This window comes from Wenzhouxiangella sp. XN24 (assembly GCF_011064545.1).
GTDB lineage: Bacteria > Pseudomonadota > Gammaproteobacteria > Steroidobacterales > XN24 > XN24.
Window position 1 is genome coordinate 446,390 of the sequence record NZ_JAAMFG010000036.1, and the last position, 24,509, is coordinate 470,898.

At 66.9% G+C, this 24,509-nt stretch carries 25 protein-coding genes; 11 read left to right on the top strand and 14 right to left on the bottom strand.

The genetic code is table 11. The features are described 5' to 3' along the window. Nucleotides 1–5 precede the first annotated feature (5 nt). The 8 genes from G6032_RS14140 to G6032_RS15945 all read right to left on the bottom strand — a co-directional run bounded on the left by G6032_RS14140 (nucleotide 6) and on the right by G6032_RS15945 (nucleotide 7,015). A complete protein-coding gene (locus G6032_RS14140) occupies nucleotides 6–710 on the bottom strand; it encodes a VC0807 family protein (RefSeq protein ID WP_165282786.1) in 705 nt (234 codons plus the stop codon). Nucleotides 711–718: 8 nt separating this feature from the next. Continuing rightward, complete coding sequence (locus G6032_RS14145; protein WP_165282787.1) at nucleotides 719–1,018, bottom strand: encapsulin-associated ferritin-like protein; 300 nt, start codon at nucleotides 1,016–1,018, stop codon at nucleotides 719–721. 57 nt (nucleotides 1,019–1,075) lie between these two features. Next, nucleotides 1,076–1,975 (bottom strand): polyphosphate kinase 2, encoded by a 900-nt coding sequence (gene ppk2 / locus G6032_RS14150; protein ID WP_165282788.1) that lies wholly within the window; start codon nucleotides 1,973–1,975, stop codon nucleotides 1,076–1,078. Then, nucleotides 1,950–2,756, bottom strand: a complete 807-nt coding sequence (locus G6032_RS14155) for a 2-phosphosulfolactate phosphatase (protein ID WP_165282789.1) — start codon at nucleotides 2,754–2,756, stop codon at nucleotides 1,950–1,952. The genes ppk2 and G6032_RS14155 overlap by 26 nt, the downstream gene beginning before the upstream one ends. Nucleotides 2,757–2,802: 46 nt before the next feature. After that, nucleotides 2,803–3,255: a DUF2214 family protein gene (locus G6032_RS14160; RefSeq protein WP_165282790.1), complete on the bottom strand. Its 453-nt coding sequence runs from the start codon at nucleotides 3,253–3,255 to the stop codon at nucleotides 2,803–2,805. Nucleotides 3,256–3,295: 40 nt separating this feature from the next. Continuing rightward, nucleotides 3,296–4,384 carry a GGDEF domain-containing protein gene (locus tag G6032_RS14165; protein ID WP_165282791.1) on the bottom strand — a complete coding sequence of 363 codons (1,089 nt, stop codon included), beginning with the start codon at nucleotides 4,382–4,384 and terminating at the stop codon, nucleotides 3,296–3,298. A 57-nt stretch (nucleotides 4,385–4,441) separates the two neighbouring features. Continuing rightward, entirely contained in the window at nucleotides 4,442–5,662 is a 1,221-nt protein-coding gene (locus G6032_RS14170; RefSeq protein ID WP_165282792.1) for a S41 family peptidase, read from the bottom strand. A 198-nt stretch (nucleotides 5,663–5,860) separates the two neighbouring features. Then, entirely contained in the window at nucleotides 5,861–7,015 is a 1,155-nt protein-coding gene (locus G6032_RS15945) for a peptidoglycan DD-metalloendopeptidase family protein (protein ID WP_165282793.1), read from the bottom strand. Between the two features lie 93 nt (nucleotides 7,016–7,108). Between G6032_RS15945 and G6032_RS14180 the strand changes: the two genes are divergently transcribed. The 4 genes from G6032_RS14180 to G6032_RS14195 all read left to right on the top strand — a co-directional run bounded on the left by G6032_RS14180 (nucleotide 7,109) and on the right by G6032_RS14195 (nucleotide 9,425). Beyond that, nucleotides 7,109–7,558, top strand: coding sequence for a rhodanese-like domain-containing protein (locus G6032_RS14180; protein WP_165282794.1), 450 nt, complete (start codon nucleotides 7,109–7,111; stop codon nucleotides 7,556–7,558). Then, nucleotides 7,558–7,818, top strand: a complete 261-nt coding sequence (grxC, locus tag G6032_RS14185; RefSeq protein ID WP_165282795.1) for a glutaredoxin 3 — start codon at nucleotides 7,558–7,560, stop codon at nucleotides 7,816–7,818. The genes G6032_RS14180 and grxC overlap by 1 nt, the downstream gene beginning before the upstream one ends. 76 nt (nucleotides 7,819–7,894) lie before the next feature. Beyond that, nucleotides 7,895–8,392: a protein-export chaperone SecB gene (gene secB / locus G6032_RS14190; RefSeq protein ID WP_165282796.1), complete on the top strand. Its 498-nt coding sequence runs from the start codon at nucleotides 7,895–7,897 to the stop codon at nucleotides 8,390–8,392. A 7-nt stretch (nucleotides 8,393–8,399) separates the two neighbouring features. Further along, nucleotides 8,400–9,425: an NAD(P)H-dependent glycerol-3-phosphate dehydrogenase gene (locus G6032_RS14195; RefSeq protein ID WP_165282797.1), complete on the top strand. Its 1,026-nt coding sequence runs from the start codon at nucleotides 8,400–8,402 to the stop codon at nucleotides 9,423–9,425. A 35-nt stretch (nucleotides 9,426–9,460) separates the two neighbouring features. Here G6032_RS14195 and G6032_RS14200 read toward each other — a convergent pair whose 3' ends face one another. After that, nucleotides 9,461–9,946 (bottom strand): tRNA (cytidine(34)-2'-O)-methyltransferase, encoded by a 486-nt coding sequence (locus tag G6032_RS14200; RefSeq protein WP_165282798.1) that lies wholly within the window; start codon nucleotides 9,944–9,946, stop codon nucleotides 9,461–9,463. Nucleotides 9,947–9,967: 21 nt separating this feature from the next. On the opposite strand from G6032_RS14200, the gene G6032_RS14205 reads away from it, so the two are divergent. After that, the gene (locus G6032_RS14205; RefSeq protein WP_165282799.1) at nucleotides 9,968–10,942 is read left to right on the top strand and encodes a dihydroorotate dehydrogenase; all 975 of its coding nucleotides are present in this window, start codon (nucleotides 9,968–9,970) and stop codon (nucleotides 10,940–10,942) included. 45 nt (nucleotides 10,943–10,987) lie between these two features. Here G6032_RS14205 and ntrC read toward each other — a convergent pair whose 3' ends face one another. The 4 genes from ntrC to glnA all read right to left on the bottom strand — a co-directional run bounded on the left by ntrC (nucleotide 10,988) and on the right by glnA (nucleotide 15,541). Beyond that, on the bottom strand, nucleotides 10,988–12,385 hold the full coding sequence (ntrC, locus tag G6032_RS14210) for a nitrogen regulation protein NR(I) (protein WP_165282800.1): 1,398 nt from the start codon (nucleotides 12,383–12,385) through the stop codon (nucleotides 10,988–10,990). Continuing rightward, nucleotides 12,382–13,470, bottom strand: a complete 1,089-nt coding sequence (gene glnL / locus G6032_RS15845; RefSeq protein WP_346763825.1) for a nitrogen regulation protein NR(II) — start codon at nucleotides 13,468–13,470, stop codon at nucleotides 12,382–12,384. Before glnL ends, ntrC begins: the two co-directional genes overlap by 4 nt. Then, complete coding sequence (locus tag G6032_RS15760) at nucleotides 13,454–14,017, bottom strand: DUF4124 domain-containing protein (protein ID WP_165282802.1); 564 nt, start codon at nucleotides 14,015–14,017, stop codon at nucleotides 13,454–13,456. The genes glnL and G6032_RS15760 overlap by 17 nt, the downstream gene beginning before the upstream one ends. Nucleotides 14,018–14,131: 114 nt before the next feature. Then, nucleotides 14,132–15,541, bottom strand: coding sequence for a glutamate--ammonia ligase (gene glnA, locus G6032_RS14225; RefSeq protein ID WP_165282803.1), 1,410 nt, complete (start codon nucleotides 15,539–15,541; stop codon nucleotides 14,132–14,134). Nucleotides 15,542–15,835: 294 nt separating this feature from the next. Here glnA and glyQ point away from each other — a divergent pair, with 294 nt between their 5' ends. The 6 genes from glyQ (at nucleotide 15,836) to G6032_RS14255 (ending at nucleotide 22,146) form a co-directional block, all read left to right on the top strand. After that, entirely contained in the window at nucleotides 15,836–16,768 is a 933-nt protein-coding gene (gene glyQ, locus G6032_RS14230; protein WP_165282804.1) for a glycine--tRNA ligase subunit alpha, read from the top strand. Then, nucleotides 16,761–18,845: a glycine--tRNA ligase subunit beta gene (gene glyS, locus G6032_RS14235; protein ID WP_165282805.1), complete on the top strand. Its 2,085-nt coding sequence runs from the start codon at nucleotides 16,761–16,763 to the stop codon at nucleotides 18,843–18,845. Before glyQ ends, glyS begins: the two co-directional genes overlap by 8 nt. Nucleotides 18,846–18,860: 15 nt before the next feature. Continuing rightward, complete coding sequence (locus tag G6032_RS14240; RefSeq protein WP_165282806.1) at nucleotides 18,861–19,610, top strand: lysophospholipid acyltransferase family protein; 750 nt, start codon at nucleotides 18,861–18,863, stop codon at nucleotides 19,608–19,610. Between the two features lie 256 nt (nucleotides 19,611–19,866). Then, nucleotides 19,867–20,556, top strand: coding sequence for a 2OG-Fe(II) oxygenase family protein (locus G6032_RS14245; protein WP_165282807.1), 690 nt, complete (start codon nucleotides 19,867–19,869; stop codon nucleotides 20,554–20,556). A 115-nt stretch (nucleotides 20,557–20,671) separates the two neighbouring features. Further along, nucleotides 20,672–21,142 (top strand): hypothetical protein, encoded by a 471-nt coding sequence (locus G6032_RS14250; protein ID WP_165282808.1) that lies wholly within the window; start codon nucleotides 20,672–20,674, stop codon nucleotides 21,140–21,142. A 32-nt stretch (nucleotides 21,143–21,174) separates the two neighbouring features. Beyond that, complete coding sequence (locus G6032_RS14255) at nucleotides 21,175–22,146, top strand: transporter (RefSeq protein ID WP_165282809.1); 972 nt, start codon at nucleotides 21,175–21,177, stop codon at nucleotides 22,144–22,146. Here the strand turns inward: G6032_RS14255 and G6032_RS14260 are convergent, their stop codons facing one another. Then, a complete protein-coding gene (locus G6032_RS14260; protein ID WP_165282810.1) occupies nucleotides 22,147–24,228 on the bottom strand; it encodes a tetratricopeptide repeat protein in 2,082 nt (693 codons plus the stop codon). Nucleotides 24,229–24,509 lie beyond the last annotated feature (281 nt).

The window sequence follows — 24,509 nt, forward strand, 5'->3', positions numbered from 1 at the left end:
TCTCCTCAGGTCTTCAGAATCTGTTCCAGGTCGAGTTCCGTCAATCGCTGGATCCGGTGGAACAGGTACCAGAGCGTCGCGATCATTATGAGCATAGACGGTATGACGATGACCGGGTAGGACAGGGCCGTCATGCGCCCGAGCTCCTCGTTGAACGCGGTCGTGCCGGGCTGGCTCTTCACGATCAGCTTCGCCAGGACGAAGTTCAACACGGACGACAGGAAAAAAGAGCCGGCGAGCATCCAGGAGGCATGGACCAGGGTCTGGTCGAAGGCCGCACGGTTGCCGGCCCGGTCGAGCGCGGCGTCCACGTCCGCCACGCGGATGACCTTGTCGTTGTACAGGAACGTCCGGATGATCGGAAAACGGGTGCGCAGCGACAGCAGGACGGCGATGCCGATGGTGGCGGGCACCGCGGCTTCCTTGACCGCGATCCACTTCGGGTCGAGCGCCAGCAGCCCGATCCCGCCGGTCAGCAGGATGCTGACGAAGCCCAGGACCGACACGAAGTTCCACTCGCGCCGCCGCAGGAAATCGTAGATCCCGTAACCGAGCGGAAACGCCAGCGCCACCACCAGGCCGCCGACGGGGCCGAGCGCAGACGCCCCGGAAAATTTCATCAGGATCACCGCCGGAATCACGATATTGATTCCCAGCGAAGCCCAGACGTTTTCCTGTCGTGGCGGCGCCTTGCTCGTGCCGTCTTCCATGGGCGTGCTCAGTGCTCTTCGTCCCCGTGGCCGATCGGTCCCTCGGTGAACAACCTTTCCTTCAGTTCCTTGGAGAAATACGGATCGCGGCGGCGGATCCATTCCAGGACCATCGCGGCGTGTTCCTTCTCCTCGTCACGATTGTGGATAAGAATGTCCCGGAGTTCGGGATCCTTGCACGCATCCGCACGCTGGTTATACCAGTCCACGGCCTCGAGCTCTTCCATCAGCGACACGATGGCGCGATGCATATCGCGTGTTTCATCGGACAGGTCTCCGATGGCCTCGTGGTAACCCTCGCTTGCCATGTCATCTCCTTGCGTAGTTCGTCAATGGGCCCTGCCTATGATATCGCCAAGCCGCCTTCAGTAGACGATCGGCACGAAGTTCCGTTCCTCGATCGGCGGACGCTCGTAAGGATCATGTTCGACGCGCGGCGGCAACGACGGGGGATCCGGCATGACGTCCTCGTAAGGAACCGACGACAGCAGGTGCGAGATGCAATTGAGGCGTGCGCGGCGCTTGTCGTCCGCCGGGATCATCCACCAGGGGGCTTCGGGAATATCGGCGAACTCCAGCATGTCGTCCTTGGCCCGCGAATACTCGCGATACAGGCGACGTGATTCGAGATCCATCGGCGAGAGTTTCCAGCGTTTCTCCGCGCTGTGGATGCGGGCCTGGAAACGCCGCTCCTGCTCCTCGTCGCTGACCGAGAACCAGTACTTGATCAGCAGGATGCCGGAACGCACCAGCATCCGCTCGAACTCGGGCACTGCCCGCGCGAACTCGAGGTATTCCTCGTGGTCGCAAAAGCCCATCACCCGTTCCACGAGGGCCCTGTTGTACCAGCTGCGATCGAACAGCACGATCTCGCCGCCGGTCGGCAGGTGCGAGACGTAGCGCTGGAAATACCACTGGCCTCGCTCCCGGTCGGTTGGAGTGGGGAGCGCCGCGATCCGGCACACGCGCGGGTTGAGCTTCTCCGTGATCCGCTTGATCGCCCCGCCCTTGCCCGCCGCATCGCGACCTTCGAAGATCACGACGAGCTTGAGCTTCTTGTGCCGCACCCACTCCTGGAGCTTCACGAGCTCGATCTGCAGGGTGGCGAGTTCCCCCTCGTAAGCCTTGCGCTTCAGGCGGCCTTCCCGCGTGTACCAGCCTTTCGGATGACCGGGCGGCGGCGCATAGACGCTTCCCGGCGTGTGCACCGGACAGAGCGCTGCGCCGGAATCGACTGCTTTATTCTTGTTTTCCTGTTTCTTCATCTCTCTTTCCAGTCAGCGCCCCCGGGGCGGGGAGGTCCTCACCACTATAGCGTTCGCCCGAGATTCGGGCGGTTTCCGGCACCGGCACGGGCGCCAGGCAGAGGCGCCCCTTCTCATCGCGCCCGCGCCGCAGCACGAAAGGCCAGGCGGACAGCTGCAGGCATGCGTCGAAATCCTCCGCCGGGAACCAGGGCCGCGCCGGATCGAAAAACTTGGCGCCGGACGGGTCCGCACGCAAGCGCCGACGGATCGGCTCGAGATCGGGCGCCTCGCCCCGCAGGCCGGCCGTGAGAAACTCGGCGCAGGCCTCGTCCTCGGCCGTCCTCTCGCTGCCGTTCCATCCCATGCACACCAGCGAGATGCGGGGCGGCGCGCGATTCCGGAGCCAGGCGATGATGGCGGGCGCATTCACGAAGCTGCCGGTGATGACTTCCTCCGCCTGGCCCGCTGCCAGCAGTCCCTGGATGCCGGCGCTGGTGCGCAACGCGAGTCGCCGGCCGGCCAGGTCGGCCCGACGCATGGCGGCGGGGGAATTCGAATAATCGAAGCCCGGCAGCGGCCGGCCGTCGCGCTCACCGGCCAGCAGCAGGGCCGGGTCTGCCGCCTTCATCGCCAGCGCCTCCTCGGGCGTACCCACCGGAAAGAGGGTGGCGGCGCCCTGCATGAACGCGTAGGGCGCAAGGCTGAACGCCCGGAACACGTCGATGATCACGGCGACCCCCCGGGCACGCACCGCGCCGTCGAGCAGGTGCAGCACGCGGATCTCCGGAGTCGTGTTCACCGGGTCGGCCGAAACCGGGATGACCGACGGCGGGTCGGTGCCCTGCTCAGAACCAGAAGCCGCGCGCCATCATCGCCCCGAGCAACGGAAGCAGGATGAGGATCAACAACTGGATCCGGATGGCCATCAGGAGGCGGCGTCCCTCGGCATCGCCGAGCGACGGGGCGGTTCCCGACTTCAGGGCCCGCCGCCAGCCGATGAACTTGATAGCGGGATAGATCCAGACCAGGGCCATCACGATGAACAGGGTGAACTTCGTATGGAACGCGCCGTTCTGCATGTAGAAGGCGATGCCTTTGCCGCCGTGAGACAGCCGCGCCAGGCCGGTGATCAGCACCACCAGCAGCGATACACCATAAACAAGGTCGACGACGACGATCTTGCGCGCCGTCGCGAGGTCCGGCCGCGGCGAGAACAGGAGGTGCTCGGCCACCAGTGCGGCAGCGAGAAACATCATGGCCAGATAATGCAGCCAGGCCAGCGTCAACACCCCGGTCATCGGCAATCTCCTCGGTCAGTGGCACGGAAAACGCAACAGCCTAAACCACTTCGGGCTGCGGGGCCTCGTTTTCGACCGGGGCGGCGGCCCGGCCTTGCTTGTCGGCATACATCGCGCGATCCGCAGCGGCGATCAGCGCGCGTGCTTCCTGGCCATCGAAGGGAAAACTGGCGGCGCCGACGCTGACCGACAGGCGGAGCATCCGCCCCGAGACCTCGATGGAGCAACGCTCCACCGCGGAACGGACCCGGTGCATGACCCGCCTGGCGTGCTCGGCGTCGGTCTCGGCCAGGAGCACGACAAACTCGTCGCCGCCCAGGCGCGCTGCGGCATCCGTCGTGCGGATCAGGCGCGCGATGACGTTGGCAAAGAGAATGATCGCGCGATCGCCGGTCTCGTGGCCGAAGCTGTCGTTGATCTGCTTGAGGCCGTCGAGGTCCATGACGATGATCGAGTAGCTGCGATGATGGCGGATGGCGCGCTCGTGCTCCTGGCGGTGCAGGCGCGAGAACGCCCGCAGGTTCGACAGGCCCGTCAACTCGTCGGTCTCCGACAGGGTCCGGATGCGCTGCTTGGCGGTGTCGATCTCGTGGGCCAGCAGGGCCGTCACGTAGGCGACAAGGATGAACGGCGCGAGGCTGATGCCGAATTCGAGGATTTCATGGCCCGCCGGCAGGTTGGCCGGGTCGCGCAGCAGGCCGGCCAGCAGGAAGCCCGTCACGCTGAGCACGGTGGCGAGCAGGGTGGGCCAGCGGCCCAGGGCCAGCGCGGCGATGATTACCGGCAACAGGTAGAGGGCCAGCAACAGGCTCGGATGCGTCCGGACCGAAAACAGGAACACCGTGATGAAGACGATCATCACCAGCAACTCGACGCCTACCTTGGCATGGGTTTCGCGGCGGAACCGCGGCAACAGCCGCAAGCTGACCTGGAAAACGACGTAGATGCCGGATGCCACGGCCAGCAACCCGGGACGGAACAGTTCGCTGCCGGGGACGACGACATAGAGCGCGGCCAGGGCCAGCAGGAGCCACGCGCCGTCCGAGGTGTTGCGCGCGAGGCCACGGAACTCGGTCTGCTCCACGGGCGCATCCCGGTCCTTGGAAAGCAGCTGCAGCAACGAGGGCATCGACGTTCAGGTCCCGGGAGACGAGGGTGGAAAATCAGGCGCCCGGCACATGGCGGCTTATCGTTTGCGCACTTCGGGCGGCAGCGCGGTGGCGCCGTAGGCCACCCGGCGGCCGTGCAGGCTCGCTACCGCCGAGAGCAGTTGGGCGTCCTGGCCTTCGGCGCCGAGCGGTTCGACGACGAGGTCCGGCGTGATGCCGCGGCTCTGGATCGAGCGCCCCGAAGGTGTGAAATAGCGCGACGTGGTCAACTTGATGGCCCGGCCGTCGGACAGCGGCATGATGGTCTGCACGGAACCCTTGCCGAACGTCGATTCGCCGACGATGGCGGCCCGGCGATGATCCTGCAGCGCCCCGGCCACGATCTCCGCGGCGGACGCGGAGCCACCGTTCACGAGCACGCTCAGCGGCGCTCCTGCGAGGCGGTCGCCCGGCCGGGCTTCCATGCGGAAGCGGGCATCCTGCGTTCTTCCCTCGGCAGAGACGATCAGGCCGCTGTCGAGAAAGATATCGGCCACGCGGACCGCGGCGTCGAGCACCCCGCCCGGATTGTTGCGCAGGTCGAGCACCAGGCCGGGCAGGGGCCCGCCGACCTGGTCCTCCAGGGACTGCAGCGCCGCTGCCAGGTCGCCGGGTGTCGCATCGGTGAAGTGACTGATTCTTGCGTAGGCTTCGCCGCCGGCCAGGATTTCGGCGCGCACGCTGCGCACGCTGACCGGCCCCCGCCGCAATTCGACCAGCAACGCATCGGGCTGGCCCTCGCGCAGGACTCCCAGTGTCACCGGCGTGCCGACCGGCCCTCGCATGCGCTCGATCGTGTCATCGAGGTCGGCGCCGCTCACGGGCATCCCGTCCACCGAAAAGATCACGTCGCCCGCGACGATCCCCGCGGCGGCGGCCGGACCCCCGTCGATGGGCGCCACGACCACGATGCTGCCGGTCGCGGCGGACACCTCGATCCCGATACCGGAATAACTCCCGCTGGTATTCACCCGCACGTCGCGGTACTGGCCCGGATCCAGGAACGCCGAATGCGGATCGAGGTCCGCGATCATGCCGCGGATCGCCGCCTCGATCAGGTCGTGATCCTCGACCCGGTCCACATAGTCGCGCTTCACGCGCTCGATGACCTCTGCGAGCAGCCTGGCGTCGTCCCACGGGAGGGACGACTCTGCGCTGGTCTCCCGCTCGGCGAGCACGAGCGGCGCCAGGCCGACGGAAAGACCCAGCACGACGCCGAGCCAGACCGCCAATAATCCGCGCAGTACCAGGGCCTTCATTGCTCCGTCCGGGCAGTGTCCAACGGCTGAAAATAACAGAAATCAGCGGCTGCGGCGGCAATGCGCTCGGCGCTCGCGCTGACCCGGGCCAGGAGAAGAGCGGGGAACGACCGGCGGCTGAACGAGATCCCAGCCAACTGGATAAAGTATTTTGTATACCAAACGCTCTACAGGAATGTTTTTAAAGGAGTTTATGCGCTATCTGCCAGCCGGCTGAAGCCACGCAGCGGGGTTTTCCGGCTGCGCACCGTTGCGAATCTCGAAATACAGGCCTGCCGCATCGCGGCCGCCGCTGTCGCCGACCTCGCCGAGCACCTCGCCGACCTCGACCCAGTCACCGACGGCGCGATAGAGCACCTCGCTGTGGCCATACAGGCTCATGAAGCCGTCTCCGTGCTCGAGCACGAGGAGCAGGCCGAGACCCGGCAGCCAGTCCGCATAGGCGACGCGGCCGTGCCAGACGGCCTGGATCTCGGCGCCGCGCGGGGCGGCGATCAACACCCCGTTGGACGGCGGCCCTTCCCCCCGCCGTTCGCCGAAACGCCGGGAGAGAGGCCCTTTCACCGGCCATTCGAGACGCCCGCGCTGCCCGGTGAAGGGCGCCACGTCCGGCATCGCCAGGTCGGCCACCGCCGCACGCAACTCGTCGAGCAGCGCCTCGAGCCCCGCGGCTTCTTCGCGCAGCCGGGCCGCGACCTGGTCCTGTCGCGCCACGTCTGCATCGAGCTCGGCCAGTGCCTGCGCGCGGACGGCTCGCGCCGCATCGAGCGCGGCCACGGCCGCCGCCTGGCGCGTTTCGGCCGCCGCCAGGCGCCGGCGAGCCTCGTCGAGTTGCGTGCCGACGGCCGCGAGTTCGGCGAGTCGTTCGCGCAACCGCTCGACGCGTGCCGCGCGGTCGCGCGCGAAGTAGCCGTACCACGTTGCCATGCGTCCGAGCTCCCCGGGATCCTGCTGGCTGAGCAGGAGGCGTAACCGCGGTTCGCCGCCCGTCATCCAGGCCGCGCGCAACTCCGCCGCCAGCGCTTCCGTGTCGGCCTCCAGCCCGGCGGCCAGCTCCGCACGCTGCGCGGCCAGTTCATCGCGCCGTGTCTCGAGCACACTGCGCTCACGGCGCGTCTCCCGCAAGGCCCGCGACTGGGCCGCCACGGCTTTTTCCGCATCGCGCAGCGCTTCCGAAGCCTCGTCGCGGCGCGCCATGGCCTGCCGCTGTGCCTCCTCGATCGTCGCGATGCGCGCTTGCAGCGTTTCCAGCTGGCGGCTGATCTCGGCCTCGCGGTCACTCGCAACCGCGGGAATCGTGGCGCCAGGGAAGGCCAGCAGGAGCACGAGCAGGAAGCGGAGCGGAGTTTTCACGGTCGCCCGAGTTTAGGGGATGGGCGGAATCGGGCAAGACCAGACGGCGTAAGCAGGTATAATTGCCGGCTTCCCTCCCGGACCAGGGCTCTCATGGATTCCATACTGCAATACGCCGCAAGCCACCCGTTCCTGTTCGGCGGCATGCTGCTCATGTTCGTGGTCGTGTTCGCCTACGAAATGCGCCTCGCGGGGCGCAAGGGCGCCGATGTCACGCCGCCCGAAGCGGTCGCCCTGATCAATGCGGGCGCGCAGCCGGTGGACATCCGCTCGCCGGCCCAGTTCGAGAAGGCGCATCTTCTCGACGCGAAAAACGTGCCGCTCGCCGACCTCGAGCAGCACCTGCCGGCGCTGGAGAAGCTCAAGGAGCGCGGCATCCTGCTGTACTGCGACAACGGCTCCGCCTCGGTCGGCGCGGTCCGGAAACTGGCCGAACGCGGCATCACGACGGCGCGCAGCCTCCGCGGCGGGCTGAACGCCTGGCAAGGCGAGAACCTCCCGGTCTTCGCGGGGAGGAAGCAACGCAAGAAGGACGCGTCCTGATGCGCCCGGTGCTCGTTTACGCGTCCCGTTACTGTGGCTGGTGCACGCGAGCGATCGCATTGCTCGAGGCCAAGGGCGTGACGCCCGATATCGTCCTCGTGGATACGGACCGGGCCCAGCGGCGCATAATGGAAGAGCGCAGCGGGCGGCGTACCGTGCCGCAGGTGTTCATCGGCGAGCGACATATCGGGGGGTTCGACGACCTGTACGCGCTGGACGCCGCCGGACGGCTCGACGAGGCGCTCGAGGCGGAGCAATAGACGATCCGGGTCGCCATCGGCCCGCTTACCGCACAACTCTTTTCAGAACCGATACAACGACTTTCAAGGAGCTTTCATGGCCGAGCAGAAAACCGACGGCATCGATACGAATCCCGTCACCGTGGCTTTGCAGCGCGTTTACGTGAAGGACAGCTCCTTCGAGGCGCCGAACAGCCCCGCCATCTTTTCCGGCGAATGGCGTCCCAACGTCTCGCTGAACATCGCCACCAAGACCAGCGAACTCGGCGACGGTGCCTACGAGGCGGTCCTCAGCCTGACGACGGAAGCCAAGCAGGGCGACAAGACGGCCTTCCTGATCGAGGTGGAGCAGGCCGGCGTGTTCATCCTCAAGGGACTACAGGCGGAAGACCTGCAGCGCGCGCTGATCACTTTCTGCCCCCAGCAGCTCTATCCCTATGCCCGGGAAGTGGTTGCAGACATGTCCACCAAGGGGGGGTTCCCGGCGCTGCAGCTGCAGCCTGTGAACTTCGACGCCGTGGCGGCCGAGGCCATCCGCCGGCAGCAGCAGGAACAACCCGCACAGCCGGACGCGGCACCCGAAGCCAGCCACTGATCCGGCCATGGGCGAGACCGGAGAAGCACAGGCGATCGCGGTCATCGGCGCCGGCTCCTGGGGTACGGCGCTGGCCATCCAGTTCGCCCGCAGCGGGCGCCCGACCCTGCTATGGGGCCGCGCCGAGGACGACCCGGCCTCCATAGAGGCGGCGCGCGAGAACGTGCGCTATCTCCCGGGGGCGAAATTTCCTCCCAGCCTGCATGCCCTGGCCGACCTCGAGGAGGTTCTCGGGCAGGCGCAGGTGCTCGTCGTCGCCGTGCCCAGCCATGCGTTCCGCGCCGTGCTCACGCGCATGAAGCCGCTCCTCAAGCCCGGCACCCGCCTCGCGTGGGCGACGAAGGGTTTCGAACTCGAAACGGGCAAGCTGCCCCACCAGGTCGCCAGGGAAGTTCTCGGCAGCGACACCGCGATGGCGGTCCTGTCCGGCCCGACCTTCGCGCGCGAGGTCGGCATGGGGCTCCCGACGGCCATGACCATTGCTTCGAACGACGCGGAATACGCGCTGCAACTGGCGGAGAACCTCTCGGGGGAATCCTTCCGGGCCTACACCTCGACCGACATCATCGGGGTCGAAGTCGGGGGCGCCGTGAAGAACGTCCTCGCGATCGGCGCGGGCATCTGCGACGGGCTGGGATTCGGCGCCAACACCCGCGTGGCGATGATCACCCGCGGCCTGGTCGAAATGACACGCCTCGGCGCGGCGCTCGGCGCGGAGCCGGCGACCTTCATGGGCCTCGCGGGGATGGGCGACCTGGTCCTGACCTGCACCGACGACCAGTCCCGCAACCGCCGCATGGGGCTCGCTCTGGCGGCCGGCAAGACGATCAAGGAAGCGGAACACGAGATCAAGCAGGTCGTCGAAGGGGTCCTCGCCGCCCGTGCAGTCCATCGGGTCGCTGCGGAGGCGGGCATCGAGATGCCCATCTGCGAGCAGATCTACCGCATTCTCTACGAGGGGGCCGAGCCGCAGGCCGCGGTCGTCGCCCTGATGAAACGCGAGCTCAAATCGGAGTTCGCCCCGGGCGGTTGAGACGGCGCCTTACCGGGGAACGACGACCCGACGGATCAACCCGGGCTGGCGTCATCGTCCGCGGGCATCGCGAAACCCAGCTGCCGCCAGGCCTCGTACACGGCGACCGCCACCGCGTTGGACAGGTTCAGGCTGCGGTTCCCCGCGCGCATGGGGATGGTCAGCCGCCGGTCGGCCGGCGCCTGCGCCATGATCTCGGGCGGCAATCCGCGCGTCTCGGGCCCGAAGAGCAAGGCGTCGCCCGGGGCGAAATGCGCCGCCGCATAGGACTGTGTCGCCCGCGCCGAGAAGGCCCACAGTCGCGGCTCGCCCAGCGCCTCCAGGCAATCCTCCAGGGCGCCGAAGCTGCGCACCCTCGCGAACTCGTGGTAATCGAGGCCCGCCCGCCGCAGCCGCGGCTCGTCCAGGGCGAAGCCCAGCGGCTCCACCAGTGACAACGAGGCCCCCGTGTTGGCGCAGAGGCGTATGATATTGCCCGTGTTCGGCGGGATCTCCGGCTGCCAGAGAATCACGTGGAACATGGGAACCGACCTGGAGCAGGCATGACGGTGGACACGGACAAGAACCCCCTGGCGCTGGATTTCTGCGGCATGCATTTCGCCTCGCCGATCGTCCTGCTATCCGGCTGCGTGGGCTTCGGCGAAGAGTACACGCGGGTGGCGGGCTTCTCCAATCGGGACGCCGGCGCGATCGTGCTCAAGGGCACGACCGGCGGCGCGCGGCTGGGCAATCCGGCGCATCGCATCTACGAGACGCCCCGCGGCATGCTGAACGCCATCGGCCTGCAGAATCCCGGCGCCACTGCGGTGGTACAGGACATTCTCCCGACGCTCGACTTCTCGGAGACGCGATTCATCGCCAATGTCAGCGGCTCGACGATCGAGGAATACGTCGCCGTGACCCGCCTGTTCGACGATTCTCCCATCGACGGCATCGAGATCAACATTTCCTGCCCGAACGTGAAAGAAGGCGGCGTGGCCTTCGGCAACTACCCGGACATGTCGGCGAAAGTCGTGGCCGCGTGCCGGCGGGTCACTTCCAAGCCGCTGATCACCAAGCTGTCGCCGAACCAGACGGACATCCAGGAGAATGCGCGACGCTGCATCGAGGCCGGTACCGACGCGTTCGCCGTGATCAACACGGTGATGGGCATGGCCATCGACGCGGAACGCCGCATGCCGGTCATCGGCAATGTGCAGGGCGGCCTCTCGGGCCCGGCCATCAAGCCGATCGCCCTGCTCAAGGTTCACCAGGTCCACCAGGTCGCCGCGCCGCATGGTGTGCCGATCATCGGCCAGGGCGGGATCGTTTCCGCGCGCGATGCGCTGGAATTCATCATCGCCGGCGCTTCGGCCGTCGGGATCGGCACCGCGCTGTTCTACGATCCACTGGTGTGCAGCAAGATCAACGCAGGGATCTGCGAATACCTGCAACGCCACGGCTTCGACTCGATCGGTGAGCTCGTCGGCACGCTGCAACTGCCTGGCGTGCCCCGCATTTCGCAGGCGGCCGGCTAGGCACGCCGTGCCCCGCTGGCGCGCCCGGAGCGCGCGACGATCCCGCTAGAGGTCGTCCAGTCCGAGTTCCCGGATCTTGCGCGCCAGCGTGTTACGTCCCCAGCCCAGGAGGCGGGCGGCGTTCTGCCGGCGCCCGCCGGCATGGTCCATCGCTACACGGATCAGGGTGCGCTCGAATTCCGGCAACGCGTCTTCCAGCAACGGGCCCGCGCCCGCCTCGAGCTGGAGCCTCGCCCAGGTCGCGAGACCGTCGTGCCACTTCTGGGCGCGCGGCTGCGGCGGTGCGGCGCCGAACTCGGCAGGCAGGTCGGAGACCCTTATTTCACGTCCCGGCGCCACCACGGTCAGGCGCCGACAGGTGTTCACCAGCTGGCGCACGTTCCCCGGCCAGTCGAATGCGACGAACTGCGTCAGCACCTCGGGAGAGAGCGTTTTCGCCGGCACCGCCAGTTCGTCCGCGGCCTTGCGCAGGTAGTGCTCGAGCAGCAGAGGGATGTCCTCCCGGCGCTCGCGCAACGGCGGGATGCGGATCCGCATGACATTCAGGCGATGGTAGAGATCCTCCCTGAACCGCCCTTCCGTCACGCCCCTGGCGAGATCCTGGTTGGTCGCGGCGATCACCCGGACGTCCACGCGCACGGGGACCTGGCCCCCGACGCGGTAGAACTCGCCCTCAGCCAGGACGCGCAGCAGGCGCGTCTGCAGCGCGGCCGACATGTCCCCGATCTCGTCGAGGAACAGTGTGCCGCCGTCCGCCTGCTCGAAGCGGCCCGTGCGCCGCGCTTCCGCACCGGTGAATGCGCCCTTCTCGTGACCGAACAGCTCTGATTCGAGCAGTTCCGCCGGGATGGCGGCCGTGTTCAGCGCCACGAAGGCACGTGCAGAGCGGGGGCTGTGCTGATGGAGTGCGCGTGCCACGAGTTCCTTGCCCGTGCCCGATTCGCCGGTGATCAGCACGGTCATGCTGGAGCCGGACAGGCGACCGATGGCGCGAAAGACCTCCTGCATCGCCGCGGCCTGGCCGATCAGGCTGGGCAGCGCCGGACGCTCGGGCTCCTGGCGCGCGGCGCCGCGCTCCAGCCCTGCGCGGCGCACCAGCTCGACGGCCTGGTCGATATCGAAGGGCTTCGGCAGGTACTCGAAGGCACCACCCTGGTAAGCGGCGACGGCGCTGTCGAGGTCGGAATGGGCCGTGATCACGATCACGGGCAGCTCCGGCCAGTCGGCCTGCAGGAGGGCGAGCAGTGCGAGGCCGTCGGGGCCGGGCATGCGGATGTCCGTGACCAGCACGTCCGGGCAGCCATGCGCCAGCGCTTCGAGCGCGGGCGAAGCGCTGTCGAAGCCACGGCTCGAAAGGCCGGCCTGTTCCATGGCGCGTTCCAGCACCCAGCGGATGCCCTCGTCGTCATCGACGATCCATACCTCGAGGGGGTCGTGGGTCAACTCGGTTCCTCCGTGATCGGAAACAGCATGCGGAAAACGGTGCGCCCCGGCCGGCTGGAGTACTCGATCAGCCCGCCGTGGCGGTTCACGAGCTCCTGGGCCACCGCGAGACCCAGCCCGCTGCCGCCGGGGCGCCCCGTCACCAGCGGATAAAAAAGCGTCTCGCGCAGGGCCTCCGGCACGCCCGGCCCATCGTCCTCGATTTCCACGCAGGCGCCCAGCCGGAACCGGCGATGCCCGATGGTTTCATTGCTGACCACGCGCGTGCGAAACACGATGCGTCCCCGGCCCTCGAGCGCGCCGAGCGCATTGCGCGCCAGGTTGAGCATGGCCTGGATGACGAGGTCCCGGTCGAGTTGCAGCGGCGGAAGACTGGGATCGTAATCCCGTTCGACCCGCAACTCCGGGCCGCTCTCGGCCACGATGAGCTGGCGCACGTGTTCGAGTTGCTCGTGGATGTTCAACAGGCGCTTGCGTGCGGCGCGGGCCGGCCCCAGGAGCGCGGTGGTCAGCCCGACGAGGCGATCGGATTCCCGGATGATCAATGCCGTGTAGTCCTTCTGGGCGGGTGACTCGAGCTGCCGTTCCAGCAGCTGCGCGGCGCCGCGGATGCCGCCGAGCGGATTGCGCAATTCGTGCGCCAGCTGGCGCACCATGCTGCGGCTCGCCTCGAGCTGGGCGAGCAGGGCTTTTTCCCGGTCGATCCGGAGACGCCGGCTGGCATCCGCCATCTCCAGCAACAGTTCGTGGGCGCCATCCGAATTTTCGAAAACCGTCAGGGCACAGTCCAGGGCGAGGTCCGGTTCGCCGCCCGCACGCGCCGCGATGACCACTTCGCGGGGCGCGAAGCCCTGGCCCGTATCGCGAACCCGCGCCAGCAGCGGCGTGATGATGCCGAGGCCGGGCACCACCTCGGGAAGGACGCGGCCGGCCAGTTGCTGGCGGCTCACGCCCAGCAGTTGCTCCGCCGCCGGGTTCGCGTAGCGCACGTCGAGGCCGGCGCCAAGAATGACGACGCCGGTCGTGAGGTTCTCGAGATAGTCACCGCGGGGAGGCGTGGCCGTGCTCTCAGCCGCCCGGCCCACGCGACGGGCTGGGGCGGTTCGGGTTTTGCAGGGACGCCTGCTGGACGTAGAAGACGACGGTGCCGCTCGAGACGAGTTCACGACCGCGCTCGTCCTCGATGGAGGCGCGCAGGCGATGCTCGCCGCGATACACCTCGTCCAGCGTGAACTGGGTGGACTGGGGAACATTCTCGACGCGCTGTTCGTCCAGGTAGACCTGCAAACGGTGGCCCTCGCGTAATGCCGGCTCCATGCGCAGGCGCACGTTGAGTTCGCCACGGATATTCCACAGCATTTCGCCTTCCTCGGGAGACACGATGGCGAGCTGTGAATAGCTGCCGGTATCCTGTCCGGCGCTCTCTCTTGCGGTTTCGGGCTCGGCCGGCGCGGCCTCCACGCGCGGTGCCGTGAAGGTCTGCACGGGGGCGAGCTCGACACGCTCGGCGCCGGGCTGCGGGCGATCGGAGAAGTGCACGACGCCGCGCTCGTCCACCCAGCGCCACATTTCCTTCGCCACCGCCGACTGGAGCGCAAGCGTCAACAGCAGGGCCATCCACATCCAGCGCATCGCACATTCTCCAGGAACCGCCCGAACCCCTAGCATAGCGGTGCGACCGGCCGCCTGACAAAAAAGCGGGCGGCGGGATGGCTCCCGCCGCCCGAAAAGCGTCCTCCAGACTCGTCAGACGCTGTAATACATGTCGAACTCGACGGGATGCGTCGTCATGCGCAGGCGCAGGACGTCGGCCGTCTTGAGGCTGATGTAGGCATCGATCAGGTCGTCGGTGAAGACCCCTCCGGCCGTCAGGAAGCCGCGGTCGGCATCGAGCGCATTGAGCGCTTCCTCGAGTGAATAACAGACCTCGGGGATGCTCTTCGACTCTTCCGCCGGCAGGTCGTAGAGGTCCTTGTCCATCGGATCGCCCGGGTGAATACGATTCTGGATACCGTCCAGGCCGGCCATCATCATCGCGGCGAAGGCGAAATACGGGTTCGCCGTCGAATCCGGGAAACGCACCTCGATACGACGCCCTTTCGGGTTGGGGATGTACGGGATGCGGATCGAGGCCGAGCGGTTACGCGCGGAGTAAGCCAGCTTGACCGGCGCTTCGAAGCCGGGGACCAGGCGCTTGTAGCTGTTGGTCGAAGGGTTCGTGAACGCGTTCAGCGCGCGTGCATGCTTGATGATGCCGCCGATGAAATAGAGCGCCGTTTCGGACAGGCCGCCGTATTCCTCGCCGGTGAACAGGTTCTTGCCGTCCTTGGCCAGCGACATGTGGACATGCATGCCGTTGCCGTTGTCGCCGACCAGCGGCTTGGGCATGAAGGTGGCCGTCTTGCCGTAACCCTGCGCCACGTTCATGACGATGTACTTGAGCTTCTGCACTTCGTCGGCTTTTTTCACCAGCGAATTGAAGGCCACGCCGATTTCGCACTGGCCGGCTGTCGCCACCTCGTGATGGTGCACTTCGGGATCGAGCCCCATGTCCTCGAGCACGAGGCACATGGCGGAGCGTATGTCGTGCAGCGAATCCACCGGGGGCACCGGGAAGTAGCCGCCCTTGATGGTCGGGCGGTGGCCGAAGTTGCCGTCCGGATAGATCTTCTCGGAATTCCAGCCCGCCTCGGAAGAGTCGATCTGGTAGGAGACGCCTTTCATCTCCGAACTCCAGCGCACGTCGTCGAAAATGAAGAACTCATTCTCGGGACCGAAATAGGCCACGTCGGCGATGCCCGTGGACTTCAGGTAGGCCTCGGCGCGCAGCGCAAGGGAGCGGGGGTCGCGTTCGTAGCCCTGCATGGTGGACGGTTCGACCACGTTGCAGGTGATGTTGATCGTCGTGTCTTCCGAAAAAGGATCGACGACGGCCGTCGCCGGATCCGGCATGAGAATCATGTCGGACTCGTTGATGCTCTTCCATCCCGCGATGGAAGAACCGTCGAACATCTTGCCTTCCTCGAACATGTCGGCATCGACCTTGCTCGCCGGCAGGGTTACATGCTGCTCCTTGCCCTTGGTGTCGGTGAAGCGCAGGTCCACGAAGGCGACCTCCTTTTCACTCATGAGCTCGAGCACGTCTTTCGCTTTCATCAGGTCATTCCTCCGAGTCTGGATGCGATGGGGCCCGTCTCCCCGGACTGGATGCCGGGGTTCGGCGGGCGAACTGGGAACTGGTCTTCATGTTGCGATGCAGGAACCGTGCCAGCCGACCCTCCGGCGGCGGCGCATGACAATTCAAGCGCTTGGGCTCCGGGCGGGTCATCGGGCGCCCGCAGAGCGCACCAGCCTGGTGCGTCACGGCGGATCCTCTGCACCAGAATAGCTCGCGCCGGCGGCGTGTGGCGCTGAGTTATACTTGCGCGCTTCGCCAGCATGGGGACAGCCATGGCCGCCGCGGAACTCGGCACGCCGCCCGCCACCTTCCAGGATCTGCTGCTCGAGCTGCAACGCTACTGGGCCGGGGCCGGCTGCGTCCTGATGCAACCCCTCGACCTCGAAGTCGGCGCCGGAACCTTCCATCCGGCGACGTTCCTGCGCGCCATCGGTCCGGAACCGTGGAGCGCCGCGTACGTGCAGCCCTGCCGCCGCCCCACCGACGGACGCTACGGCGACAACCCCTTCCGCCTGCAGCACTATTACCAGTTCCAGGTCGTCATCAAGCCCTCGCCGCTGGAAATCCAGGAGCTCTACCTCGGGTCGCTCCGCGCGCTGGGCATCGACCCGCGGCTGCACGACATCCGTTTCGTCGAGGACAACTGGGAATCGCCGACGCTCGGCGCATGGGGCCTCGGCTGGGAAGTCTGGCTCAACGGCATGGAGATCACGCAGTTCACCTATTTCCAGCAGGTCGGCGGCCTGGACTGCCGCCCTGTGACCGGCGAGATCACCTACGGCCTCGAGCGGATCGCCATGGTGTTGCAGGGCGTGGACAGCGTATTCGATCTCTGCTGGTCCGACGGGCCGCTGGGCCGGGTGACCTATCGCGACGTCTACCACCAGAACGAGGTGGAAATGTCGCACTACAATTTCGAGCAGGCCGACGTCGCGGTGTTGTTCAGGCAGTTCGACGAACACGAAACGGCCTGTGAATCGCTGCTGGCCGACGGGCTCGCCTTGCCCGCCTACGAGCAGGTCCTGAAAGCCTCCCACGCATTCAACCTGCTCGACGCTCGCCGCGCGATCTCGGTGACGGAGCGCCAGCGTTTCATCCTCCGCGTGCGCGCCATGGCGCGCGGCGTAGCGTCGTCTTACTACGCCTCGCGCGAAGCACTCGGCTTCCCCATGGTCCAGGCCGCGACGGGAGGCACGCATGACTGAACGCGCGGATTTCCTGGTCGAACTCGGCACCGAGGAGTTGCCGCCCAAGGCCCTGCCTGCGCTGTCGGCGGCGTTTCGCGACGGCCTCGTGGCGCGGCTCGCGGAGGCCCGTCTCGGTCACGGGGATGTCGAGGCTTTCGCCACCCCCCGGCGGCTGGCCCTGAAAGTGCGACGCCTCGAAACGCGCCAGGCGGACCAGGCCGTTGCCTTGCGGGGACCCCCGATGCGGGTGGCGCGAGTCGACGGCGCGTGGACGCGGGCGGCGGAGAAGTTCGCCGCCTCGGCCGGCGTAGACTGCGACGCGCTGGTGGAACAGGAAGAGGCCAAGGGAAGCTACGTCTACGCACACAAGACGGAGACGGGCGCCGCGGCGGCGACGCTGTTGCCGGGACTGGTCGAAAGCGCGCTGGCGGCGTTGCCGGTGCCGCGCCGGATGCGCTGGGGCGCAGCCGAGGCGGAGTTCGTCCGCCCGGTGCACTGGCTGGTCATGCTCCTCGGGCCGGACGTCGTCGCCTGCTCCATGTACGGCATCGAAGCGGGGCGGCACACGCGCGGCCACCGCTTCATGGCACCGACGCCGATCGAACTCGCCGGGCCCGACGATTACCCGGGGCGGCTCGAGGACGAAGGTTACGTGGTGCCGTGTTTCGAGACCCGGAGAACGCGGATCCGCGACCAGGCCGAGACGGCCGCGGCCGAGCACGGCGAGCGTCTCGTGCTCGATCCAGCGCTGCTGGACGAAGTGACGGCGCTGGTCGAGTGGCCGGTGCCGGTGGTCGGGGCGTTCGAGGAACGCTTCCTGGCCCTGCCCGAAGAAGTGCTGATCGCCACCCTGCAGGATCACCAGCGCTATTTTCCGCTGCGACGCGCCGATGGCCGCCTGGCGCCACGGTTCATCACCATCAGCAACCTGGAAAGCGCCTCCCCGGAAGTGATCCGGCACGGCAACGAGCGCGTGGTCCGGCCACGACTCGCGGATGCCGCGTTTTTCTGGGCGCAGGATCGCAAGGCGCCGCTGGCCGAGCGCGAAGCGCTGCTGGACAACGTCGTGTTCCAGGAAAAGCTGGGCAGCACCGGCGCCAGGAGCCGGCGGGTCGCCGCGCTCGCCGTGCAGATGGCCGAGCGCCTCGGCGAGGACCCCGCTGCGGTACGGCGCGCGGCACGGCTCGCCAAGTGCGACCTCGTGACGGCGATGGTGGGCGAGTTCCCGGAGTTACAGGGCACGATGGGGCGCTACTACGCGCTTGCGGACGGCGAGGACCCCGATATCGCTGCAGCGATCGAGGCGCAGTACCTGCCGCGCTTCGCCGGCGATCGGCTGCCCGCGACACGCACCGGGCAATTGCTGGCGCTTGCCGACAAGCTCGACACGGTGGCCGGGATTTTCGCCATCGGCCAGCGGCCGACGGGGAATCGCGATCCTTTCGGGGTGCGGCGTGCCGCGCTGGGGATACTGCGGATCCTCGTCGAGTGCGAGCTCGACCTCGACATGCCTGCGCTCGTGGCCCAAGCGGCCGCGGCGCAACCGGTCCCCGGCGGCGACGCCGGAGAGATCGTGGAGTTCCTGCTCGATCGGCTGCGCGGCTATTACGTGGACGGCGGCGCTCCGGTCATCGTCGGGCTGGACGTATTCAATGCCGTCCAGGCACGTCAGCCGGCCTCGCTGGTGGATTTCCACCAGCGACTGGTGGCCGTCCTCGAGTTCACCCGGCTCGACGCCGCGACGGCGCTGGCCGCGGCCAACAAGCGTATCGCGAACATCCTGCGCCAGGCCGAGGGCGGTGTATCGGGAGCGGTCGATCGGGGCTTGCTGCGCGAGCCGGCGGAGCAGGCGCTCGACAGCCAGGTGCGCGAACTGGCTGCGGAAGTGACGCCGCTCGTCACGGCCCGTCGTTATCGGGAAGCGCTGGAAAGGCTGGCTACGCTGCGGCCTGCGGTGGACCGCTTTTTCGATGACGTGCTGGTGATGGACCCGGACCCGGACTTGCGGGCCAACCGGCTCGCGCTGCTGGCCAGTTTGCAGGGCCTGTTCATGGGCATCGCGGATGTGTCGAGAATCGGCTCGACCGGCGGCTGACTGCGGGGTGGGCCGGTGACCTGGTTGCGGTCACTGTTGTACACGACCGTGCTGTTCCTGTCGGTGCCGGTGCACGCGACCGCAGTGCTGCTGGTGGCACCGTTCGGCCACCGCGCCTCGTATCGCGTCGCGGTAAACTGGGCCGAGGTGAACCTGTGGCTGCTGGACAAGTTGTGCGGGCTGCGATTCGAGGTCGAAGGTCGCGAGCACATTCCTGCTGCCCCGTGCATCCTGTACTGGAAGCACGAATCGGTCTTCGAGACGATGGCCGGAGCGCTGCTGTTTCCGCCGCAGACCTGGGTGGTCAAGCGCGAACTCATGTGGGTGCCGTTCTTCGGCTGGGGGCTGGCGGCCCTGCGCCCGATCGCCATCAACCGACAAGCCCGGCGCAGGGCAGTCCGGCAGGTCATCGAACAGGGGCGGCAGCGGCTCGCAGACGGCCTGTTCGTGGTCATCTACCCGGAAGGCACGCGGGTCCGGCCGGGCCATGAACGCCGCTTCGGCATCAGCGGCGCCGCGCTGGCCAAGTCCGCCGGCGTACCGATCGTCCCTGTGGCCCATAACGCCGGCGACTTCTGGCCGCGGCGCAGTTTCCTCAAGGCCCCGGGAGTCATCAAGGTCGTGATCGGCCCACCGATCGACACGGCCGAGCGCTCGCACGAGGAGATCACGCGCCTGGGGCGGGAGTGGATCGAGACGACCATGGATCGCATCAGTCCGGCGCGCCAGGCGCGAGGAACGGCGGCCCGGGCGCTGGCGGAATGATTGTATACAGTATGCGGGGGCGCTAACGTCCGTAAACGTGCGGCGTATTCAGGGGATCATGGGGATAAAAATCGAATATCCGGACGATTCTCCGCGGGGCAGGAAAGCGTTGGTGCGCCCCGAGGCCGTAAGCGAACCATAATCCGGCGCGAAGAATGAGACGATCGACCGGGCCAGTCTCAAGGGACATGCCGGCGGTGAGGCCGGTGCAATATAATCGTTGCCGACCCGGGCACCCATTTGAACGGCGGTCAGGATGATCAATAACGCGTTGGATTTCGAACCCTGGCGGCGGAAGCTGCGGGAGACCGGCCGGATCCAGATTCCCGGTTTCCTCCAGCCCGAAGTCGCCGAATGGCTGTGGCGGTGCCTGGCCAATGACGTGCCTTGGGCGACAGCGGTGCGCGGCGAAGCGGAGCGTCCTGCGCAACCCGGTAGTGATGAAGACCAGGCGATCATCAACGCCGCCGGGCAGACCGCCCGCGAGGGATTTCACTTTGTTTACGACCGCTACCAGGTGGTCAAGGCACTCAAGGCGGGCGGCGATCCCGAGTTTCCCACCCACCAGGTGCTGGGATTTTTCAACGCCCCGCAGTTCCTGGAATTCATCAGGTCATTCACCGGCAATTCGCACCTCAAGCTCGTCGGGGCACAAGCGACCCGCTACCGGCCGGGACATTTCCTGCGGCAACACGACGACAGCCAGGACGAGGAAGGTCGCCGCTATGCCTACGTCCTCAACCTGTCCAAAGACTGGCAGCCGGACTGGGGCGGGCTGCTGCAGTTTCCCGGGGCGGACGGGCAGGTGGCGGAGACCTTTGTGCCGCGCTGGAACTCCCTCAGCCTGTTCAAGGTGCCAACGCCTCATTTCGTTACCCAGGTCATGCCCTGGGCGAAGGGCTTCCGCTATGGCATCACCGGCTGGTGGTACGGGAGTCAGGCGTAACGGTCGCCTGGCCGCGGCGAAGCCTGCTTGCGCCACTAGTTTTGCGCCTTTGTCAAGCATGTGCTAGTAATGTCTCCCTGCGCTGTTGCGTTTGCTCGTAGCGGAGGGCTGAGCGATGGACATCCGGGTCAAGATTATCGCTGCTTTACTGGCGACGCTCGCTTCGTCACAGGTCCTGGCCTGTGGGGACAGCCTGTACAGGGTCGGGCAAGGTGTCTCCTACCGGGTCTACACAGCGCCTCTGCCGGGCAACGTCCTGGTGTATGGCCACTCCGAAGGCGCCCAGGAACTCGCGGAAGCGCTCGCCATGGCCGGCCACGGGGTCAGGCTGGTGGACAATCAGCTCGAGCTCAGCGCCGTGCTTGCCGGGGGCGGCTACGATGTCGTGATCGCGCCCTACCGAGACCACGAGGCGGTGGAAGTCAGCAAGGCATCGTCCAAGGTGGACTTCCTGCCCGTGGCCGTCAACGCGAGCGAGCGTGAGATTGCCAGCCAAAGTTACGCCAAGGTCATGGTCGCCGACCGGGACGAGATCAAGCACTACCTCAGGGCGATCCACGAGTCGCTGCGGCGCTCGGAAATCTAGACCCGGATCGCTTTCGGGGAGCGCCACAAGCGATGCCTTCCGTGTTCTCCGATTGCCAACAGCCTTTCCGCCTGGCCGCGCTCGGCGCGGCCGGGCTGCTCTTCGCGGCGGCCCCGGCATCCGCGGGCCAGTCGAAGGGTGATGCGAGCCTGCGGATCGAGTACCAGTACATACGGACCGGCGATTTCTACGACGACTCCGCCCTCTTTCAGTCGGGCGGCGACGTCGGCACCACCGACTCCCATGTCCTGCTGCTTTCCGGGGACTACGCACTCGGGCCGCGGTGGAACGTTTTCGCCAGCCTGCCCTACATCCAGAAACAGCACCAGGGCACGGGGCCGCATGACTTCAGCGAGTTCGTGAATTTCGACCCGCCGGACCGCACGCTCGTGGATGACGGCGACTATCACGGGGGGTTCCAGGACCTGACGGTCGGCGTGCGCTACCTGGCCCTGGAAGGGCCGCTGAGCGTGTCACCCTTTATCTCGTACGGTGTCCCCACGACCGATTATCCTTTCTACGGCAAGGCGATCATCGGTCCGAATCTCTGGCGGATTCCTGTCGGCGTCGACATCGGCTTCCAGCCTTATTTCTCCGACTGGTATTTCAGCGGGAGCGTCGCCTACGTGATCAGCGAGAAATCGCTCGGGGTGGACGTCAACCACTGGCTGCTGTTCGGCTCGGCCGGTTATTACTTCACGCCGAGATTTTTTGCCAGCGTGTTCGTCTCCTACAAGAACACGCCCAACGGGCTGCGGATGCCGCAGGACATCACGGACGACCCGCTCTACCAGGACCCGGCGGACTTCGATACGGCGATCTGGTGGCAACACGACCGGTTGCTCGCGCACCGCTACACGAATGTCGGCCTCGGCGCCGATTACGTCCTCAGCCGAAAGCACGTTGTTTCGTTCCATTACTACACGTCGGTGTACGCGGACCAGTCGAACGAGATCGACAATGCGGTGACCCTCGGTATCACCCGCTTCTTCGGCCGCGACTGATCAGGGTGCCTCTGCAAAAGCCGCCAGGGTGGCGGGCAGTCGCTCGCGGAGCCCGCGCCGGCGCGCCTCCGTATGGCGCAGCACGTCCTGGTAGGCGGGCTCGTCGGCAAGCTGCTGGACGCAGTGTGAATCGCGCAGCAGGGACTCCCACGGCAACTCCGGGCTGTTCTTGATCAGTGCGAGTCGGTCGAGGCTTGCTTCGGTCCGGCCGTGGAGCGCCTCTATGCAGCCGATGTGGAAGTGGTACCACCAACTGGTGTTGTGTCCCACGTGGAACCTGTCTACCGCGAGCGCCAGCCGGCGTGCGGTTTCCTCCTCTCCTGCCGCGGCCAGCGCATCGATCAGGATAAAAAAGCCCAAGTGGTCGCCGACGGTCCGGCTCGTATTGTCGAGTACGATGTCGGGCTGGCCGGTCGTGCTCAGGATACGGATGGCCCCCGCGTGATTGCCGGTTGCATGATAGGCAAAAGCGAGCAGGTATCGCGCCGAGATGTCGTCAGGATGCTCGATCATCTGCAGTTCTGCCAGGTCGATCAGCGCCTCGTAACGCCGCATCAGGAATAGCAGGCCGAGGCTGGGCTCGGGCTCGAGCGCCAGCGTGGCCTCGAAGTCGCCGAGAACGCCGTACAGCTCGGCCAGCCGGCCGCGGTGGTCCGGGTTGTCGGGTTCGGCGTCCCTGGCGCGCAGGGTCCAGGCGATCGCCTGGTCGACGTTGCCCATGAGTTCCTGCAACCGGCCGACCAGGCGATAGGCTTCCACCCCGTCGAACAGCTCGATCACGCGGCGCATGATGAGCTGCACCTGCTCCACCTGGCCCTCTTTCCCGTAGTACTCGCCAAGCGCCGCGTGGCGCGACAAGGACAGCGGGTCGAGCGCCACCGCCCGCTCGAGCAGTTCCGGCAAGCCGCCCCGGTCGTACTGGAGCCAGTGCCATTCGGCGTAGTTGTGCAGCGCGTCCACGTTGTTGCTGTTGAGTTCCACGGCCCGTTCGAAAGCGGGGCCGGCTTCCGGGAGTCCCCGCGCCCAGTAGTAGAGACCCACCGTGTTCTGCACTTCCGACAAACCGGGGTCGAGCGCAAGCGCCCTGAAGATCGGCGCCTCGGCGCCGTCGAGGTCGCCCAGGTACAGGAGAGCGGCTCCCAACCGGGCGTGCGCCAGTGCCGACTCCGGATCGGCCTCGCTGGCCTGGCGGTACAGCTCGACGGCCTGCACCAGCAGGCCCTCATCCACCGTCTCGCGATTCCGGACCTGCTGCTCGTAATGCCGCGCGAGCAGCATCATTTCGTGGGCGGAAGCATCCCGGGTCGCCGGGCGGGCCAGCTCGTAGCTGCCGTCCGGCAGCACCAGCCCCGCCACGGCACGCACGATCTCCTGCTGGATGTTCACCAGTTCGGCCGGACTCCGCTCGTAGGTCTGCGACCAGAGCGCCAGGCCGGTGCGACCCTCGATCAGCTGCACGGAGATCCTCAATCGGCTTCCCTGGCGGCGCATGCTGCCCTCCACCAGGCTGGCCACACCCAGCTTCTCCGACGCGGCCTGGGCCCCGAGGCCCTGCTGGCGCGCAACGACGGAGGAGGAGCGGGCCGCCACCCGGATCCCCGGCACCTGTCCGAGCTGGTCGCGCAACTCGTCACTGAGGCCGTCGCCCAGGTACGCGTCACCCGGGTCCGGTCCCGTGTTCTCGAAAGGCAGCACGGCGATGCTGTTCGGCGCGACGGAAACCGGAGCCGTCCGGTCGACACGCGACTCGAGTCCCGGCGTGATGAGGAAGAACAAACCCGCGGTTCCGGCGAGCAAGAGGACCAAAGCGCCGATGATCGTGGCCTTGCCCCGCCGGCTGGATACGACCGTGCGCTCCAGGCCCTCGGACGTGAGATCGAAGGTCCAGGCGAGGAACATCGCCACCGGGAACCCCATGACGAAGGCAATGACAGCGACCGTCGCCACCCACTGAGGCAGGAACAACTGCTCGACGACAGTGACCGTGACCTCCACGACGCCCCAGGCGACGGCGAAATAGATCGCCGCGGACTGGATGACCTTCCGCTTGCGGAGTTCAGCGAAAAACGAGCTCCCCGGCATGGCCTCTCGCGCCTGTCGTGCTGCTGTCGAGAGGCGAAGGATAAACGCGATTCGGCTAATTGTGGACTTGGGTGTTCCAACGGCCTGATTCCGTCGGGACCTGTCGAAGGTGCCCGCGTCGGCGAGGGGCGGGCAGCTGCGAACAGGTGCTTTGTATTTCTTCTACTCGGATGAGCGTCTCGAGGCCCGGGCGTTGCAAGGGATGCACTCCTATGGCCCGGATGCTTGCGAAGTGTTGCGGAAGCAGGGAGACTCAGCCGGCTGCAGGAGCGGGACCAGCC

What these genes read in the sequence shown, in the direction of transcription:
- G6032_RS14140 (WP_165282786.1), bottom strand. Translation starts at nt 710, where the DNA reads ATGGAAGACGGCACGAGCAAGGCGCCGCCACGACAGGAAAACGTCTGG.
- G6032_RS14145 (WP_165282787.1), bottom strand. Translation starts at nt 1,018, where the DNA reads ATGGCAAGCGAGGGTTACCACGAGGCCATCGGAGACCTGTCCGATGAA.
- ppk2 (WP_165282788.1), bottom strand. Translation starts at nt 1,975, where the DNA reads ATGAAGAAACAGGAAAACAAGAATAAAGCAGTCGATTCCGGCGCAGCG.
- G6032_RS14160 (WP_165282790.1), bottom strand. Translation starts at nt 3,255, where the DNA reads ATGACCGGGGTGTTGACGCTGGCCTGGCTGCATTATCTGGCCATGATG.
- G6032_RS14165 (WP_165282791.1), bottom strand. Translation starts at nt 4,384, where the DNA reads ATGCCCTCGTTGCTGCAGCTGCTTTCCAAGGACCGGGATGCGCCCGTG.
- G6032_RS14170 (WP_165282792.1), bottom strand. Translation starts at nt 5,662, where the DNA reads ATGAAGGCCCTGGTACTGCGCGGATTATTGGCGGTCTGGCTCGGCGTC.
- G6032_RS14180 (WP_165282794.1), top strand. Translation starts at nt 7,109, where the DNA reads ATGGATTCCATACTGCAATACGCCGCAAGCCACCCGTTCCTGTTCGGC.
- grxC (WP_165282795.1), top strand. Translation starts at nt 7,558, where the DNA reads ATGCGCCCGGTGCTCGTTTACGCGTCCCGTTACTGTGGCTGGTGCACG.
- secB (WP_165282796.1), top strand. Translation starts at nt 7,895, where the DNA reads ATGGCCGAGCAGAAAACCGACGGCATCGATACGAATCCCGTCACCGTG.
- G6032_RS14195 (WP_165282797.1), top strand. Translation starts at nt 8,400, where the DNA reads ATGGGCGAGACCGGAGAAGCACAGGCGATCGCGGTCATCGGCGCCGGC.
- G6032_RS14200 (WP_165282798.1), bottom strand. Translation starts at nt 9,946, where the DNA reads ATGTTCCACGTGATTCTCTGGCAGCCGGAGATCCCGCCGAACACGGGC.
- G6032_RS14205 (WP_165282799.1), top strand. Translation starts at nt 9,968, where the DNA reads ATGACGGTGGACACGGACAAGAACCCCCTGGCGCTGGATTTCTGCGGC.
- G6032_RS15760 (WP_165282802.1), bottom strand. Translation starts at nt 14,017, where the DNA reads ATGCGCTGGATGTGGATGGCCCTGCTGTTGACGCTTGCGCTCCAGTCG.
- glnA (WP_165282803.1), bottom strand. Translation starts at nt 15,541, where the DNA reads ATGAAAGCGAAAGACGTGCTCGAGCTCATGAGTGAAAAGGAGGTCGCC.
- glyQ (WP_165282804.1), top strand. Translation starts at nt 15,836, where the DNA reads ATGGCCGCCGCGGAACTCGGCACGCCGCCCGCCACCTTCCAGGATCTG.
- glyS (WP_165282805.1), top strand. Translation starts at nt 16,761, where the DNA reads ATGACTGAACGCGCGGATTTCCTGGTCGAACTCGGCACCGAGGAGTTG.
- G6032_RS14245 (WP_165282807.1), top strand. Translation starts at nt 19,867, where the DNA reads ATGATCAATAACGCGTTGGATTTCGAACCCTGGCGGCGGAAGCTGCGG.
- G6032_RS14250 (WP_165282808.1), top strand. Translation starts at nt 20,672, where the DNA reads ATGGACATCCGGGTCAAGATTATCGCTGCTTTACTGGCGACGCTCGCT.
- G6032_RS14255 (WP_165282809.1), top strand. Translation starts at nt 21,175, where the DNA reads ATGCCTTCCGTGTTCTCCGATTGCCAACAGCCTTTCCGCCTGGCCGCG.
- G6032_RS14260 (WP_165282810.1), bottom strand. Translation starts at nt 24,228, where the DNA reads ATGCCGGGGAGCTCGTTTTTCGCTGAACTCCGCAAGCGGAAGGTCATC.